Source organism: Lysinibacillus sp. NPDC094403, assembly GCF_050278745.1.
Lineage (GTDB): Bacteria > Bacillota > Bacilli > Bacillales_A > Planococcaceae > Lysinibacillus.
Map to the genome: position 1 here is coordinate 113,644 of NZ_JBNNTL010000006.1, position 17,347 is coordinate 130,990.

Annotated in this window: 17 protein-coding genes; 4 read left to right on the forward strand and 13 right to left on the reverse strand. The window is 35.9% G+C overall.

The features are described 5' to 3' along the window. Positions 1 to 11: 11 nt before the first annotated feature. From ACQKMV_RS11845 to ACQKMV_RS11865, 5 genes are all read right to left on the reverse strand, one after another. The gene (locus ACQKMV_RS11845) at positions 12 to 698 is read right to left on the reverse strand and encodes a TIGR04104 family putative zinc finger protein (RefSeq protein ID WP_427504114.1); all 687 of its coding nucleotides are present in this window, start codon (positions 696 to 698) and stop codon (positions 12 to 14) included. Further along, positions 685 to 1,200, reverse strand: a complete 516-nt coding sequence (locus tag ACQKMV_RS11850; protein WP_427504116.1) for a sigma-70 family RNA polymerase sigma factor — start codon at positions 1,198 to 1,200, stop codon at positions 685 to 687. Before ACQKMV_RS11850 ends, ACQKMV_RS11845 begins: the two co-directional genes overlap by 14 nt. A 171-nt stretch (positions 1,201 to 1,371) precedes the next feature. After that, entirely contained in the window at positions 1,372 to 2,847 is a 1,476-nt protein-coding gene (locus tag ACQKMV_RS11855) for a diguanylate cyclase (RefSeq protein ID WP_427504118.1), read from the reverse strand. A gap of 344 nt (positions 2,848 to 3,191) precedes the next feature. Next, positions 3,192 to 4,397, reverse strand: coding sequence for a hypothetical protein (locus tag ACQKMV_RS11860; RefSeq protein ID WP_427504119.1), 1,206 nt, complete (start codon positions 4,395 to 4,397; stop codon positions 3,192 to 3,194). Further along, positions 4,390 to 4,896, reverse strand: coding sequence for a sigma-70 family RNA polymerase sigma factor (locus tag ACQKMV_RS11865; protein ID WP_427504120.1), 507 nt, complete (start codon positions 4,894 to 4,896; stop codon positions 4,390 to 4,392). The genes ACQKMV_RS11860 and ACQKMV_RS11865 overlap by 8 nt, the downstream gene beginning before the upstream one ends. Positions 4,897 to 5,021: 125 nt before the next feature. Between ACQKMV_RS11865 and ACQKMV_RS11870 the strand changes: the two genes are divergently transcribed. From ACQKMV_RS11870 to ACQKMV_RS11880, 3 genes are all read left to right on the forward strand, one after another. Then, positions 5,022 to 5,462, forward strand: a complete 441-nt coding sequence (locus tag ACQKMV_RS11870; protein WP_427504122.1) for a MerR family transcriptional regulator — start codon at positions 5,022 to 5,024, stop codon at positions 5,460 to 5,462. Further along, positions 5,449 to 5,802 carry a DUF4260 domain-containing protein gene (locus ACQKMV_RS11875; RefSeq protein WP_427504123.1) on the forward strand — a complete coding sequence of 118 codons (354 nt, stop codon included), beginning with the start codon at positions 5,449 to 5,451 and terminating at the stop codon, positions 5,800 to 5,802. The genes ACQKMV_RS11870 and ACQKMV_RS11875 overlap by 14 nt, the downstream gene beginning before the upstream one ends. A gap of 280 nt (positions 5,803 to 6,082) precedes the next feature. After that, positions 6,083 to 6,556: a YrdB family protein gene (locus ACQKMV_RS11880; RefSeq protein ID WP_427504124.1), complete on the forward strand. Its 474-nt coding sequence runs from the start codon at positions 6,083 to 6,085 to the stop codon at positions 6,554 to 6,556. On the opposite strand, the gene ACQKMV_RS11885 is transcribed toward ACQKMV_RS11880, so the two are convergent. The 3 genes from ACQKMV_RS11885 to ACQKMV_RS11895 all read right to left on the reverse strand — a co-directional run bounded on the left by ACQKMV_RS11885 (position 6,440) and on the right by ACQKMV_RS11895 (position 10,974). Further along, positions 6,440 to 7,387 (reverse strand): MBL fold metallo-hydrolase, encoded by a 948-nt coding sequence (locus ACQKMV_RS11885; RefSeq protein WP_427504125.1) that lies wholly within the window; start codon positions 7,385 to 7,387, stop codon positions 6,440 to 6,442. The two genes, ACQKMV_RS11880 and ACQKMV_RS11885, sit on opposite strands and share 117 nt — an antisense overlap. A 293-nt stretch (positions 7,388 to 7,680) precedes the next feature. After that, positions 7,681 to 9,654 carry a S9 family peptidase gene (locus ACQKMV_RS11890; protein WP_427504127.1) on the reverse strand — a complete coding sequence of 658 codons (1,974 nt, stop codon included), beginning with the start codon at positions 9,652 to 9,654 and terminating at the stop codon, positions 7,681 to 7,683. Positions 9,655 to 10,122: 468 nt separating this feature from the next. Then, the gene (locus tag ACQKMV_RS11895) at positions 10,123 to 10,974 is read right to left on the reverse strand and encodes a helix-turn-helix transcriptional regulator (RefSeq protein WP_427504128.1); all 852 of its coding nucleotides are present in this window, start codon (positions 10,972 to 10,974) and stop codon (positions 10,123 to 10,125) included. Between the two features lie 122 nt (positions 10,975 to 11,096). Between ACQKMV_RS11895 and fabF the strand changes: the two genes are divergently transcribed. Continuing rightward, a complete protein-coding gene (fabF, locus tag ACQKMV_RS11900; protein ID WP_427504129.1) occupies positions 11,097 to 12,332 on the forward strand; it encodes a beta-ketoacyl-ACP synthase II in 1,236 nt (411 codons plus the stop codon). Positions 12,333 to 12,515: 183 nt separating this feature from the next. Here the strand turns inward: fabF and ACQKMV_RS11905 are convergent, their stop codons facing one another. From ACQKMV_RS11905 to ACQKMV_RS11925, 5 genes are all read right to left on the reverse strand, one after another. Further along, entirely contained in the window at positions 12,516 to 12,737 is a 222-nt protein-coding gene (locus ACQKMV_RS11905) for a hypothetical protein (RefSeq protein ID WP_427504130.1), read from the reverse strand. Between the two features lie 10 nt (positions 12,738 to 12,747). Continuing rightward, positions 12,748 to 13,815, reverse strand: coding sequence for a LolA family protein (locus ACQKMV_RS11910; protein WP_427504132.1), 1,068 nt, complete (start codon positions 13,813 to 13,815; stop codon positions 12,748 to 12,750). A 2-nt stretch (positions 13,816 to 13,817) separates the two neighbouring features. Further along, positions 13,818 to 15,263 (reverse strand): HAMP domain-containing sensor histidine kinase, encoded by a 1,446-nt coding sequence (locus ACQKMV_RS11915; protein ID WP_427504133.1) that lies wholly within the window; start codon positions 15,261 to 15,263, stop codon positions 13,818 to 13,820. Further along, positions 15,260 to 15,958: a response regulator transcription factor gene (locus ACQKMV_RS11920; RefSeq protein WP_427504134.1), complete on the reverse strand. Its 699-nt coding sequence runs from the start codon at positions 15,956 to 15,958 to the stop codon at positions 15,260 to 15,262. Before ACQKMV_RS11920 ends, ACQKMV_RS11915 begins: the two co-directional genes overlap by 4 nt. A 369-nt stretch (positions 15,959 to 16,327) precedes the next feature. Beyond that, positions 16,328 to 17,344, reverse strand: coding sequence for an inorganic phosphate transporter (locus ACQKMV_RS11925; protein ID WP_427504136.1), 1,017 nt, complete (start codon positions 17,342 to 17,344; stop codon positions 16,328 to 16,330). Positions 17,345 to 17,347: the final 3 nt, after the last annotated feature.

The window sequence follows — 17,347 nt, forward strand, 5'->3', positions numbered from 1 at the left end:
TGTCATAAATATTACCAAAGTGGTTTTTGAGGCTCCTTCATCGGATCGTTTTCCTGGAAAGCAAATAAAAACGGAGCTAAAGTACAATAGAATGCAATGGTACTAATTAAATAAAAACCTATTCCTACCCAGATATTTTGGAAAGTTACATTTGTTAGAAATATTAGGTGAAGCATAGGTATCTGGAGTATCCCATTTAATCGCATTGATTTATTTGTACGATATTGTTTTTGACCACAATGTTTACATTCAATTGGTTTTGCATTATTTGTCCATAAAAGCTTGTGTGATTGTTTATATGACCATGATTCTCCGCATTGAATACAAATTGGTAAACCATATTTCTTCTTTTTCAAATAACGTCTTATTAAAAATGATAGAATCTGAAAAACACTGCATATCAAAATTCCCTTCACAAAGTCATATTCTAGCAATCCCAAAATACTCCATGTATCCGCTTCTTGCTGTATACTCGCTGCCTGCTGACTTCCCGTATGTTGGTCTGTGTTCTGCGATAATAAATAACTAAAACCAATCACAAAAATCGTAAACGTCGCAAGCACCACACGATATTGCCATGGACTACTACTTCTTCGTTTGCCCTTACTTCGTGCTTTTTGGGCAATTGCCTGTTTTTTTTCATCTGTAAGCTTCACATCTCGAAGTTCATTTAGCACATCTTCTTTAAATTGATTCATGGCGTAACACCTCCCAATCATAATCACCGATTGCTGTTGCAAGCTGCTTTCTAGCACGCTGTAATCTTGTACGTATTGTTGCTTCTGGACAACATACGAGCTGTGCAATTTCCACTGTCGTCATATCCTCAAAATAATAGAGAATCAGTACTTCCCTATATGCCACAGATAATGTAAACAAAGCTTCTACTAGCTCTCGTTTTGTGGACTTAGCAAGAAATTCTTTTTCAGGTGTAACTGCTGTCGTACGACCTGTTATTTTTTCAAAGAGTGTCAGTCGTTTACTTTTCCAGCTACGCAAATAATCATGGCTTCGATTGACCGTCATTTTCACTAAATATGTACGTAATGATGATTCTTGGCGAAATTGCTCCTGCTTTTGATAAAAGGCGATAAACACATCCTGCACAATGTCCTCAGCTGTTGCTTCATTTTTCACATATAAATAAGCAACCTTTAGTAAATAATCACCGTGCTCTGCAATAATTTCTTCGATATCCATCGTTGTCCTCACCTTCTTTCTAAACTACTGACGGACGCCACTTCATTTCCGATTCATTTTTTTAAAAAAATTTTTTAAAATGAAAAAAGAATCTGCAAACTCCAACGACTGTTCGTTGAATTGAAGCAGATCCTTTATGATTGATTATAAATATTTCTCTAAATCGAACGCTCACAATTTAAAATCCACCTGTACCAATTTTTTACTATTTCCCGCATCACTATATTGATTAAAGACAGTGATTTGGCTACGACCATTGCGCTTTGACGTATAAAGTGCTGTGTCCGCATTATGGATTAGCTCTTCAACCTCGGTAATCTTGCCTTGTTTATTTGTACTTACACCAATACTAAATTCCAACTGAACGGTCTCATCATTGATTGATAAGGACAGAGAGTTTAATGTTTGATAGAGATTATCAGCTATCAATTGCACAGATTCATCTTCCTGTAATTGACAAAGAACAATAAACTCATCCCCGCCAAAACGAGCAACTATCGACTCAAATGGTTGAAAATAGTTCTTTAATGTAGTAGCAGTATTCGTTAAAGCATCATCACCAAATAAATGACCATTTGTATCATTGATTTCTTTAAAATGGTCTAAATCAATCATCATTAATGCTAATTGCTGATTTTCTAAAGAAGCTTTCTCTACCATTTTCTTTGCATTTACATCAAAATAGCGTCGATTATAAATATTCGTTAATGGATCAATGTAAGACGTTTTTTCAAAATGTTTCTTCTGGTCATTGTACTCCATCTCAAATAACAAATGAGTATAATTTTCCCTTTGTATTTCTAGCAAAATATTAATATATTCCTTTTGTATCGAGCACAATACAAGTTTATTTCCTTGCTCTTCTATTAGCTTTACCAAAGAATTATAGATAGTTTGAAGCATCGATAAATCATTATTTTGTAATGCATAGTGCTTCGACTTTTGGTACAAATCAATAGCCTCGCCAATGCGTCCCTGTTTTTCACAAAGCAAAGCATAGGCATTAATAACCTCCAATTGTACCTTGGAATAAGGAGGTTTCTGAATCGTCACCAGTAACTCTTGCAATAGTTCATCTGCTTCATCAAATTCCTCCAACCAAATTTGTGCGACAGCTAAGTTTATTTTTGAATAAATTATCCCTGTATAAGGATTTTCATGCTTTGTCTCAAAATAATTGGCATAGTATAAGCTTTTTAATGCAAAATCCTTCGCTTTTTGATAGTTTCCTAATGAGTTTTCTAAGTCGCTTAAATTATTATAAATTTTCCCTATACTTTCTATATGTTGAACACGTTCGGCAATCTTGAGTCCCTTGATCATAAATTCTTCAGATTTCTTTAAATGGCCTAATGTCCCCCAATAGACGGCCGCTAAAATATAATGATGGATTAAATCGATATCATCGCCATATTGAAAGGTTAATTCACGATATTGTTCAAGCACACTAATGGAAACTTGTAAATCACCTGTTTGAAAATAGCTTGCACAGCGATATCGTAATAACAGGATTGCCTTTTTGTGCACACCAAGCGCAATAGCACTTTCAATTGCTGCGCTACTTAAATCTATATATTCTAAAAAGCGATTCGCATTGTACAATTCATTTAGCGTAATCCATAATTCTTCAAATTCTTGTGTGTTCATACCGCCCCTCCTTATAATATCCCCTACTCCTTTAATACTATCTTTATATGTGAAATATTACAATTCCTCAGACTCATTTATTTTCAAATAAATGAGTAAATTTAACCTTTAAATAACACCGAGTGATTCTTTTTTCCTAAAAAAATTATTTATACCTGTAAAAACGACTCTTTTTATATGGAAAATATTTATAACAGTACAAAAACTATAAGTTCCTGACAAATAAAAAACAAGCCTCTTTTTTTAAAGAGACTTGCTGACTGTCGTAAATGGAATCAAAGTACTAGCGTCTCATCCGTGAAGCTTAATCTCCAAGCAATGTTAATATGCTTTATGCATACAAGCTATTGAGATTCTTCAATACCTAATATCTTCTTTAGCTCTGCTGATCTTTTTTGACTAAGATGAACAGTACCGGAACCCACTTTATACAAATAAAGTGATTGACCGTAACTAACCCAGACATCTACCCGAGCTCCCTTCAGCATAAATGAATAATCTGGAGGGCTTCCCATATCTTCAGCAGACTGCCACTCTGTTTGTTGAAAGAATTGTATGGCTTCCTGTTCATTTTGGATGTTGAGCTTAGTAGTCACTGTTGGTTCACAAATTTCCACATTGTTTAATAGGCCGTAGTGTGTGACAATTCCATTTTCATCAATTGACTGATTACTATTTGATTCTATTCTGACATAATCTTCTTGCTTTACTTGGAAATCATCCATAACCGGATACCAAGTAGCTTTTGGGTACTTTTTGATAATTTGCTCTTGAGAAAGGTTTTCTAAGTCCTTTGGAATAACTCCTTCAACAAATAGAAAGGCATTAGATTCTACTTTTATCACTGTTCCTAAATACGTAGTTCCTGATGAGCTACTTGAATAATTCTTGATTCCATTTTGCTCCTGAAACGTTTTTGCCTGCTCTGCAAAATGTTTATCAAAATAACGGAGAGCATCTTGAGTGACTAATTGTTCTACTATACCTTTCGGGAAAGTGGGGTATTTTCCTAGATATAAGGCTTCAAGCTTTTTTTTAGTTGTATACATCGGTAACAATGGCTCCAAATATTTCTTAAAATATTTATCGACTCCCTCTTCTTTAAAAAGCTCAGCATATTCAGGTACTTGTTGTAGCATATCAAGCTGGTCATAACGCACCTTCCTCTCATCCTTTAGCTCTGCCTCAGAATATTGAAGACCAAGTGACTTCGCATAATAATAGGTGGCAACTAGCTTCTCGTACCGTCCATAAGCCTCTCTTCTATAAGATTCTTCGTCTTTTTCGAACCAAATGATGCGCATAATATTTTCAAAATGGGCAAGCTGTGTATCGTTGAACAAGTTTGCTGATTGTTTCATGTCCTTATTTAATAGCTGCACCATGACAAATCCAACTAAGCAAAACGTCACAATTGCCGTTAAAAGCGCGAAACGAATGGGCTTTTTAGATTTAACATCATGCTGCTGTAAGACACGTTTTTTGACACGCTCTTTACTTTCTTCCATATCCCCCGCTACTTTCACCAATTCCTTCTGCCATTCATTCATGTCCAAGCACCTCCCATTCATCCTGCTTTAACTGAGACTTCAAGGCTTCTCTTGCCCTTTTTAGCCTTGTTTTAACAGTGTTTTCTACTATTCCTAGAACTTGTGCAATTTCGGCAATCTTCATTTCTTCATAATAGTAAAGGATGATTGGCTCTCTATATGTTAGTGGAAGCTTTAAAATAGCTGCCCCAATATGCGATCTTTCCTCTGCTTCAATCAATGCATCGCGCTGTATGTTGACCTTCACTGGAAATATTTTCTCTTGTAAAATTAATTTTTTATAATGCCAGCTTTTTAAATAGTCTTTACATTTATTAATCGTTAACCTAGATAAATAAGCACGTAGCTGTCCACGTTCCTCGTAATCATGCTGAGAAAATTTTATAAAAACCTCCTGCACGATATCCTCAGCTGCGTGACTATTTTTTACGTAAAAATAGGCGAGACGTAATAAATGCTCTGCATGTTCATCCATAATTTCTTCAAGTATGCCGTCCACCTCCCCCTCTTACACTATAAACGATTGCCAATAAATGACCGTTTCACATAATTTCAAAAAATTTCAATTATCGTATTGACCTTGGAGCATACTCCAATGTTAGGATAAATTCAGGAGGTGCTCACATGCATATCAAACAGTTTGCAGCTAAGTATAATTTATCTACTGATACCGTGCGTTACTATGAAAAAGAAGGATTACTACATCCAAATAAACAGGACAATGGTTATCGAGTGTATGATGTCACTTGTGAACATACAATAAAATTTATTTTAGTATTAAGACAGCTTGGCTTTACATTACAAGAAATCAAACAGCTTCTGACATTAGAGCAAAAGCCTATTTCAGATTCCTGCAATCAAGAAACAGTTCAGCTATTCTCTACAAAGATCACCCACATTGAACAGCAGCTATTTTTTTATCAGCAAGCACTCCACTCCTTACAGCTCACTCAAACATTAATGGCTGAAGGAAAATACACGGAAAATAAGTTGGTCATCGGCTCACTTATCGAGGATATGTATAAAAAACTACAGGAAGGTCGTGGTTATCATGAAACTACGTAAAATTATCTCTTTTGAATATTTAATTGCATTTTTAGGAAGTGTATTTTTCTACTGGCATTTTGAATTTTCGTTCTTATATTTTGTATTGTTTTTATTACTACCTGATGTAAGCATGTTAGGTTACATTGTAAACACGAAAGTCGGCGCTTTATTTTACAATATTGGCCATAGTTTAATACTGCCAGCGATTCTCATGATTGTTGGCTTTGTCATTATATCGACACCGCTTCTAATGGCCTCTATTATTTGGCTAGCCCATATATTTTTAGATCGTGCACTAGGCTATGGATTAAAATATGATGAAGCCTTTACTAAAACTCATTTACAACAAATAGCTTAAGATCGTTTCGGAGGTAAGCGAAGTTTTATCAGCGATTCTCATACTTTTATCAGCGATGTACGCTTTTATCAGCGATTCTTTCACTTTTATCAGCGATGTACGATGTATTATCAGCGATTCTTTCACTTTTATCAGCGATGTTCGATGTTTTATCAGCGATTCTCTCACCTTTATCAGCGATGTTCGATGTTTTATCAGCGATTCTTTCGCCTTTATCAGCGATGTACGCTTTTATCAGCGATTTTCAACCTTTTAATAACCAATTTTTCGGAGGGATACTATGGTGTTGAATTTAGCTCTTCGCTTTCTTTTAGAAATTTGTGTGATAATAGCTTTTGGATATTGGGGTATACAAACTAGAAAAAGCCTTTTCTTTAAGCTTTTACTTGGCATAGGAGCACCTGTTTTGTTCGTAGTTATTTGGAGTTTGTTTGGTTCAACTAAAGCAACATTTCCATTGAATGGGGCTTTGCATTTTTTGCTTGAATTTGTGATATTCTCTTTAGCCGTCATAGCTCTGTATGCTGCAGGGCGAACACAATTAGCGACTATATTTGCAATACTAATCATCATCAATCAGATTTTATTGTCCGTATTTAATCAACGCAAAAAATCCACGTTTTTAAAAAGTGGATTTTTAGCTTTTTTGGAGGCAAGTGTATATCGTTGTAAGGTTAGCTTTTATACCGTTTACTCCCTTCCATTCCCTATACTCTTTAGGTATATCAAATTCAGAAATAAAATTTTCCAGTGATAATTTTCGTTGATGAGCCTCTTTTGCGCGTTGAGTCATTAAAGATAAATAATCAATTAATGTATCGCATAATGTCATATCAGCAACATTGCCATGACCAGGTACAATTATATTAATATCGATTTGTTTAACTCGCTGTAATATGGTCAAAAATTCTACAGAGTTGTATATCGGTACATGTAAATCTTCTGTCGCTAAATCTCCCATAAAAGCTATTTTTTCTTTAGGTAGGTACATAAATGTATCACTCGGTGAATGACCACCGCCTAAACAATATAATTCCACAGTTTTAGCGGAACCAGTGATGGTCAATTTTTCTTCAAACAATAGGGATGGTAGCACAATTTGTAATTGAGATAAGTCATCTAACACCTTCGACATTTCTTGATATTGGTTAATTAAACTCTCTTTTAAAATGGTGTCTTCTGTTGAATCGATTTGATTTTTTAGCTGCAGCAGGTAATGATTCATGTCCTGCTTTTCCTTCTCATAATCTTCAATCTTATTTTTTTCTTTACACAATTTCTCCGTTACATATGTAGAAATAATCGTTGTATCTGAAAATACTTGATTCCCAAAAACGTGATCCCCGTGATAGTGACTGTTAATCAAATACTTTACTTTTTTACCAGTTAAACTTTCAGCTAGACGCCTTAACTCTTCCCCTGCACTAGGAGTACTTAGCGAATCAAAAACTAGAAGCTCGTCACCCAAATCAATTATTCCAGCATTACTCCAAGCACCTTGACCTGGTTTAGCAATAGCAGCAAGCACACCGTCACTTAAAGTATGCAAAGTAAAATATTTTGTTTCTACAATCTCCCGTTCCATTCACAGCTCCCCTTTGAAGTTTTTACATATTATAGCATTCATACTTGAAGATAAATCAATGTTTCGCGAAAATAAAGTTAGTTATTTTAATATCAAGGCCTAAATCGCAAAATTAGTTATGTATCACCCACTTCTTACTCAACAATTGCGCTCGTTTGTCAAACAAGGAAAATATTTTAGCCAAACGTCAAAACTTTCATTCTCATATATTCAAATTGATTTCGAAACGTTTTTCTTCCATTTCAATATAGTTACTTAGTTCAAACAGAATTTCCAATCGGTTCATTTATTAATCATAAAACTCTAAAATCTTTCATACTCTCTCCAAGAATATAGTGTGAAAACCACATCAAATTCTGCTTCATAATAGCCACATTAACTCCTGGCTGGTCAGAACTATATGCCATTCCTTTAAATATTATTAATTCTGTATCAACTTCCATATCCCTTAATCCCTGATATAGCTCATATGCATTTGAAGTTGGGACTCTTGCATCCTTTTCGCCATGTTGGATTAGAGTGGGAGTACAGGCTGATTTAATATATGTCATTGGTGATGTTTTGCTATAGATCTCTGGATCATTCCATGGAGTATTTCCTAAATACATCCTAATAAAGTAAGGGATATCTGTATTTACATAATGGGTACTCCAATTAGTAATCCCACCACCAACTGAAATCGCCTTAAATCTACTACTAAATGTAGAACAAAAAGCTGATATATATCCACCGTTGCTCCATCCCATAACCCCTACTCTATCTTTATCTGCAATCCCTTTGTCAACCAGTTTATCCACTCCAGATATAACATCATCGTAGTTAGCAATTCCCAATTTTCTATAGTTTGCTTTTAAGAATTCATTACCATAACCAGAACTTCCCCTGTAGTTTGGTTCTAAAACGATAAAGCCTTTTTCGATAAACTGTTCAATAGGATATTTCTCATTAAAACAGTCTGAAAATATTGGAAAAGATGCCCAAGCCGGACCACCATGGATTACCACTAATAAGGGATATTTTTTATTTGCGTCAAACTCTACTGGGGTTGATAAAACGCCCTCTATTTCAAGACCATCACTACTTTGCCATGAAATTATTTCCCTGTTACTTTTAAGCTTTCCTTTGAAAAAGCTATTTTCATTCGTTATTTTTTTATCGTCTAAATAGATTTCAAAGGTTTCATTTCTAATTGCCTTATTAAAGGCTAAATGATTTCCGTTCCTTGTTATAGAAGCATCCATTATAAAGCTATCTTCTTTTCCGCTTAACATTTCCACAGTGCCACTCTCAGATAACAACCCAATAAGATAATTAGTTTTATTTTGCCATCTAATTAAAATTCCTTTAGCTGTCCACCGTAATGGAATAACCGTACTATCAAAATCTGGTAAAGGTTTAATTAGCTCTCCATTATTAATATCATAAATCTCAAGCGTACTTTCTTGTATATGGGTCTTATAGTAATCCTTCTCCCTTATGCTTGCTGAGTAACATATTTTGCTGCCATCAGGTGAAAAGCAAACACTCCCTCCCAACAACTTATCTGTATTCAACTTTTGTAGCTCTCCAGCTTTAATATCTAGTATGTAAAGATCCCCATTAAGATAATCCCCCATATTTGGACTTGGTGTAGCCATTAATACAATCTTTTTCCCACAATTTGAAATATCAAATTCATGGACATGAAAATCCTTACCATCAGTTAGTTGATAAACAACGCAATTTTCATGTTCATATTTATCATCTTGTATCACTTTTTCTATTTCAATGTAATATAAACAATTATTCTGGTATTCCTTACCTATATGATGGAAATCTCCATATAGTTCCTTACGTTTCTTATTCGTCTCCGATTCTTTAGACTGTGCAACATAATAAAAACCCTTGCCAGTAGGCTCCCATTTGAATTTACTGACTCCTTCTTTCTCATCAGTAATTTGAACCCCACTATAACCATCTAATGACTTAACAAAGATCTGATTTTTCTTATGATCCCCGTCACCAACTGGGCTAAGGTATGCGATATCTCTAGAATCTGAAGACCATAATGGGTATGTACTATCTATATCCCTAGTTGTTAATGGGTAACACTGCCCCTTATCTTTTTCATATATCCATACATGATTCATATATATATTGTCTTTCCAGTTAGCTGACTTCTTGACAAATGCTACGTTTTTGCCATTCTCACTTATATTTGTACCTGATAATGTTGGTAATGAAATAATCTCTTCTATACTTAGATATGTTTTTTCATTCATTTCCATTAATAAACCCCCTCGTTTAATATTGACACATATAAATTATGAATTGATTCATCTTGTTCATATATTCTAAGAAATTCTCTTACAATATTTCTATACAATGGGCAAAAGTTCCTTCTTCCACTTACTGGCCCTATAACGAAAAGACACTCATTTTTACAAGAGTGTCTTAATTAAAGTTTATTTCAAAATATCTATGTCACCAAAAAAATCGCAAAAAAAGATGATATTGAAAAAGATATGTTTTTAATGTAAGTAATGAATATCCCTCGATTTTTTTCCTGTTGATACTTTTCCCACGCTACGGATAATAACATACTTTTTTCACTCTCCCACTGATAGATGTCCAATGAAAGGCTTTTTCAAACGAGGATATTCAATAATCTAAGATATTGATCTTTGAATAATCTAAAAAGACCCTTTCCATGTTTCCAGGAAAGCGCTCTTTAATCGAATAACTACATTACTTTATTAATTTTTAACCGAAATCCTTTTCATTAATCGCTTTAATTTATTTTCTGTATCCGTTTCCTCTACTGGTGTATAGATACTGCACCGTAAATCCATATCACCTTGCACCTGAAGAGAAGTTAAATTAAACAACATTTTGCCTGCTTTAGCATGTCTGAATTCAATGATCATTTCTGGAGCCTTACTTACTTGACTTTCTTGCCATAAATCCTGAAATTCTGAATGTGAATGATTCATTTCTTTAATAAATTGGTTGTACCATTCATCCCCTAAATAGTGTCCATAATAGGTACGGAAAATAGCAAGAAAACCTTTCGCAAAATGTTCCCAATTGACGGCCAATGCTTTAAATTCTTTTCTGGTGAACACTAATCGAATCAAATTTCTTTGATCATCCGGTATTTGTTCAAAATCTAAAAAAACATGAGCAGCTGCAGGATTCCAGCCCACTATATGGCAATGTCGATCTGTAATGATAGTCGGACAATATGTTAATTCAGTTAGTATTCGCTTTAAAGAAGGGCTAAGCTCTGATTGATTCTTTTTTTGATTTGTAATTTCTGATTTTGTCTCTAATGCCAGGTCATACAAATAGTCTCTTTCATCATTATTTAATTGTAGAGCTGTAGAAATACAATCAAGTACGATTGAAGAAACTTTAATATCTCTTCCTTGCTCTAGCCATGTATACCAAGTGGTACTTACACCTGCTAATTGTGCAACCTCTTCTCTTCGTAATCCAGGTGTCCTTCTCCGATTTCCAGCAGGCAAACCAACAGACTCTGGCTTAATTTGGGCACGCTTAGCTTTTAAGAATGTCGACAAAGCTTCAAGCCTAGTTTTATCATTCATTTTTAAAACTCCTCATCTTATCCATTTAACCTATTAGTAATTATACCAGGATAAACAATCACTTGTAATAGGATAAAACAGATGTAAAATACAAGTAAATTATTTATTTGGAGGGATGCAAAATGGAAAGAGTTGTGATTACCGGTATGGGGATAGTGTCTCCTTTAGGAAACAACATCCAAACATTTTGGAACAATTTGATTAACGGAGAATCTGGTATATCCATTATCGATACATTTGATGTTACTAATCATAAGACAAAAATTGCAGGTATCGTCCAAGAGTTTGATGCAGATGAAGTTTTAGGAAGGAGCGAAGCTAAACGTTTGGATCGTTTTTCACAATTTGCTTTGGCTGCAGCTGAACAAGCTTGGGTAGATTCTAAGTTAGACCTCGATCATATAGATGTAGAACGGTTAGGCGTATATGTAGGTTCAGGTATAGGGGGAATTGAAACCTTGATTGAAAATATTGATGCGCTTAGACAGAAGGGTCCTAGAAGAGTTAGCCCGACCCTAGTACCTGCTATGATTTCTAATGCTGCTGCAGCACAAATTAGTATCAAGTGGAACGCAATGGGACCTTCTTTGTCGCCTGTTTCTGCTTGTGCAATTGGAAATACAGCTATTGGTGAAGCCTTTAGACTAATTCGTTCTGGAGAAGTTGACGTTATGTTCGCAGGTGGAACAGAGGCAGCTATAACAGACTTATCAATAGCAAGCTTTGGTAATGCTACAGCATTATCAACGAGAAACGATAATCCCACTAAAGCCAGTCGTCCATTTGATGAAAATCGAGATGGATTCGTCATGTCAGAGGGAGCTGGAATTTTAATCTTAGAATCTTTATCTCATGCTTTACGTAGAGAGGCAAAGATTTATGCAGAAGTCATTGGATATGGTGCAAGTTCAGACGCACACCATATCGTAGCTACACATCCGGAAGGCAAAGGGGCTTATCTTGCAATGAGATCAGCTTTAAAAAATGCAAATTTATCACCTGAAGAAATTGATGTAATTAGTGCTCATGCAACAAGTACAAAAGTGGGAGACATCTCCGAAACGATGGCTATTAAGCAGCTGTTTGGTAAACAAGCTTATCAGATTCCTGTAACAGCTAATAAATCTATGCTCGGTCATATGTTAGGGGCAGCAGGCGGTGTTGAAGCAATTGCTTTAGCACTAAGTTTAAAGGAAGGGATAATTCCTCCAACAATTAACTTAGAAAATCCTGATCCATTATGTGATCTCGATTATGTACCATCTATTGCTCGCCAAGTGAAAATAAATACGGGTCTGTCTAACTCATTCGGTTTCGGAGGTCATAATGCGGCTATTGTTATAAGGAAATACGAGTGAATAAACTTTCTCGTAAATCTACCGTTTCTTAAGGAAATAGTTGGAATCATTCCATTAAAAAGCCTGTTTTTTAAACAAGTAGAAAATGATTTTATTATAAATCTCTGCAAAAGCAAATTTTAGTTACAATATGATCAAGACAAAAAAATCCACTCTTTTTTCAGAGTGGATTTTCTCATCATATTAAATAAGTCGCTTAATCATCTTTTCATATAACATAACAATTAGTAAGCCGCCAAGTATAGGGGTTAAAGAACTAAAACTGAAATAAAAACCCCCATCATTGTATTGTCCTAAGAAATGAAATCGCAGCCATGGAACGCCATATGTTTCACCTACACCGTATAAAAAAACTGTGCTAAATAAAAACAACGCTAGACATTTTATAAATTCATTTCTATTCATACAATTCACCTCACTTAACGATGGTCATTTGTTTTGCGTATGTTACAAGGTCATCGATTGTTAACTCAGAATTTCCAATAAAAATGCTATATTGATAGCCGTTTTCCTGCCAGCTAATACTACGGAATTTATTCTCATCCATTACAGTACCTTTTTGACCTCGGATGTCCATTTCTTTTTCACCAAAAACAGGCTCTACCTTAGTAGCATTACTATTTGCTTTAAAAACAGTTACTGAAATATTTTGCTGACCATTCTTTGAATAATTAAATGTGTATTCTGAACGGTCTTCAATCCCTTTATCTAATGAAATACCATCCAAAGTAAGCCCATTTTCTTCTGGCACCATTAAAAATTCGCCTAGTTGTTCTTTCACTGTATCCAGTTTTACTGACTCAGATTCAGGTACACTTATTTCTTCCACTTTTGCATCCTTTGGGATATCAATTGTGAATTGTGCATCATCAATTTTTGCACTGTCATCCAGTTTCGCATACTCTGTTGTCATTTTATTTCCAGCGCTATTCGTTATTGTTTTTAATGTTACCCATGTTTTTTTATCAACCCATACTTCTATATCACCAATTAAAGTATCATTTTTTTTAGCTTTCGCTACAATTTTATACGTATCTCTTCCAGCAATCTTCTCCTCTCCGGCAATTTTCACATCATGTGTATCCTTTACTGTGTTAAATAGTATTTCTAACTGATCTCTTTGTGATGGGAAGTCATCTAACCCATCTTTGCTAATATCTATTTTATGAACAGTGTTTTTCACAACATCATACATAATAACCTGTGAGCCATTGTTGACTGCGATGCTATGCTCACCATTTTCAGATATTGTCTCAATACGTCGCTTACCATCTTTAGACCACTCTTTGACTTGAGCTTTTCCACCAGCCTCGCCCATATCCATTGTGTATTCACCGTAATAAGTAAGTGGTTCTTTCGTTTCCTGTAATGCATGATCAATAATTTCCTGTGGTGAATATGATCCCTGCGTATTACAACCTACTAAGCTAAATGTTAGTGCGGCAACTAAGCCTGCTGCACGTAATGATTTTTTCCAATTCATTATCAAATCTCTCCTTTAAATGGTGGCAACCAGCAAAGTACAGCTGTTCCATTGCCTTCTCTCGATACAAGCTCTACTGTCCCACCATGCTTTTCTATTATTTGTTTTGCAATATTTAATCCTAGTCCAGTACCTCGCTCCCCAGCCTTTGTTCGTGCTGTATCTGCTTGGTACATGGGCTCGAATAACTTGTCGATATCTTCTTTATTTATACCCTGACCGCTATTTTGCACAATAATATACATACCTTCTTGTTTTTTCAGTGCAGGCTTTACAAAATCAAAGAATCCTGTAGGACACTTCCCAGTATTTAAGGCTGCTAAACCTATCGTTGTACCTTCTGCTCCATAACGCCAAGCATTACTCATTAAATTGTCAACTACCCGTTGAAGCTGCTTCGGATGAACAGCATACATCCCTTCTATGTCACAAGTAACTTCAAGCATAAATCCTTGATCCTCACAAAGCTGATCATAATCAGACAGTGCCATTTCAAAAAACTCAGCCCCATCTACTGCTACAAGTTCTAAATTATAACTTGTAGATTGCAGTAAAGTGTACATTAGTAGATCCTCTAACATATGCTTCATCGTTTCAGACTTTGTTAAAATAATCTGTCGGTACTCGTCTTGAAGTTCTTCCGACAACGCCTTGCCTTGTAACGACTCAGCATACGCTTGTATTGCTGTAAGAGGTGTTTTTAAATCATGGGAAATACTTGCAATCATTAGCTCCTTTTGCTGTTGTTCCGCTTTTAAGTGCGCACGCGCTGTTTCAATTTCATCCTGCATAGCAAGAAAGGTTTGAGCAAGTTCACCAATTTCATCTTTTCTTGCCACTAAATTCGATTCCACATGCTCCCCTTTTGCAAAAGCACGCATCTGCCGCATCAGTTCATGTAACGGTCGATTTAATTTACGGTTAAGCAGCATCATAGCTGCAAAATAAATTAGGAGAAATAATAGTATAGAGCTAGCTATTACAAGCCAAGAACGACTTTCTACGCCTTTTATCCAATCCGTCCTAACTAATTGAATTTTATAAACCCCAAGCAAATCCCCATCTTGATAAACAGGTTCTTTATAAGTAAAGGCATTGTAGTTTTGCTTTAATTCATATAAACCTTTAAAAACACTATCTCTAGATTCATATTCCAATCTCAACGGAATTGAGGAATACAAAAGTAAGCCTGATTTCGAGTAAAGTGTAATTGCGAGCTGATTATTCGTTAATGCTTCAATCTCTTTTGTATCCGCATTTTTTTTATAATGTACAGGATTTTCGAGAACAGATTTTACCTGATTTAACTCTGTCCATTTCTCGAAATACTCAGCAAAGTTTTTATCTTGATAATAGGCATTAATCCACACATAAAGGCCATAAGCACCTGTTATCGGTAAAACCATCACGATGAAAAAAGTGATGAGTAGCCATGTTTTAATTTTCATAGCGGTTCACCAATAAAGCGGTAGCCCTTGCCCCATACCGTCTGTATATAATAAGGGGTTTTAACTGGGTCTTTTAGCTTTTCTCGTAGCGCCTTTATATGTACTGTAACTGTATGTGTTTCATCGACACTCGCCTGTTGCCAAATATGCTGATATAGCTCTTCTTTTGAAAAGGTTTGGCTTGGATTTTTCGCAAGCAGTTTTAACAGAGCAATTTCCTTCTGTGTTAAGGCAAGCTCTTTATCATCAAGGCGCGCTGTTTCCTTTTGCCAATTAATTTGTAAGCCGTGTGCAAAGGATGTTACATCTTCAGTGACTTCTTTTTTTGTATAACGTTTCCAGCGACGTAAGTGTGAGGCTACACGTGCCTTTAACTCCTCTAAGCTAAATGGTTTCGCTATATAATCATCAGCGCCCTGCAAGCCCTCAACCTTATCTGCCTCTTCCTTACGCGCACTCATCATTAAAATAGGTACATCACTTTCCCAACGAATATTTTGGCAAACAGAAAGACCATCCATCTCAGGTAACATCCAATCGACTAACACTAAATCGAACGTATCTGCTTGAAAATCAGCTAGCCCTTCAAGGCCTGTTGTTGCCCAAGTAATTTGGTAACCCTCTTGCTCAAGCGTATCCTTCACAATACGTCCAATCGCCGTATCATCCTCAATCAGTAATAGCTTTTCTTTCATCTGTTTTCCTCCTGTACTAACCTTACTATGTAAAAAGACGTTTTTTCTGAACTTTACACTTTCTTTATAATTACCATAGATCTGGCTATCCGTCACTTCTCATTTTTTATCCGTCGAGCGGGGCGAACTTTCCGTCGCTTCGCCATTTTTATCCGTCGTTCTGCCCGGCCTTTCCGTCGCTTTGCCTTTTCCTTCCGTCGTTCTACTCGGCCCTTCCATCGCTTCGCCTTTTCCTTCCGTCGTTCTGGACTGGCTATCCCTCGCTTATCTTTTTCTTTCCGTCGTGTTACTCGACCCTTCCGTCGATCCTATCCGATTAATCAAAATAAAAAAAGGAATGCACGCAAGTTGTGCATTCCTCCCATTATGTTAGAAAAATAAATTTAATATAAAGTATATAGTTGCAGCCATGACTGCGGAAATTGGCATAGTAATAACCCATGTCGTTACAATTTTTCGTGCCATGCCCCATTTAACACCTTTTACACGATGTGCTGTTCCTACACCCATGATGGATGAAGAAATAACATGTGTTGTAGATACTGGTAGGTGAATTAATGTCGCACCAAAGATGATGGATGCAGAAGCAAGGTCTGCTGCAACTCCGTTTACTGGACGGATTTTCATAATCTTGCCGCCAACTGTTTTGATGATTTTATAACCACCTACAGAAGTACCAAGCCCCATCGCACATGCTGCTGCAAAACGAACCCAGAATGGAATATCGTCTGTGTGATGTAAGCCTCCTGCAATTAAAGCTAACGTAATAATCCCCATCGCTTTTTGCGCATCGTTTGTACCGTGAGTAAATGATTGCAAAGCTGCAGTACCTATTTGCATCGTCCGGAAGCCTTTATTTGTTCGATATAAATTCATATCCTTAAATAGTACTTTAAATAAAGACATCATTAAGAAACCAGCTGCAAACGCAAGTAATGGTGAGAAAATAAGCGCTTGAAGGATTTTTATAAAGCCGCTGTAGTTCAAAGCATCAAAGCCTGCCGCTGCAATAGCAGCCCCTGCCACAGAACCAATTAATGTATGCGATGAACTAGATGGAATTCCAAAGTACCACGTTACTAAATTCCATGTGATCGCTGAAAATAATGCCGCTAAAATAACGACAGATCCTGTAGTATCACCAGTAAAAGCATTCAAGCTGTATGGGTCAACAATATCCTTTGTCAATGCTTTCGCTACCCCAACAAATGTAATAGCTCCGATGAAGTTCATACCCGCAGCCAAATATACTGCTGTTCGAGGCTTCAAAGCTCTTGTTGATACAGAAGTTGCTATTGCGTTGGCTGTATCATGGAAACCGTTAATAAAATCGAACACAAGTGCGAATATAACGATTAATATTGTTATTAGTAAAATCGTATCCATTTC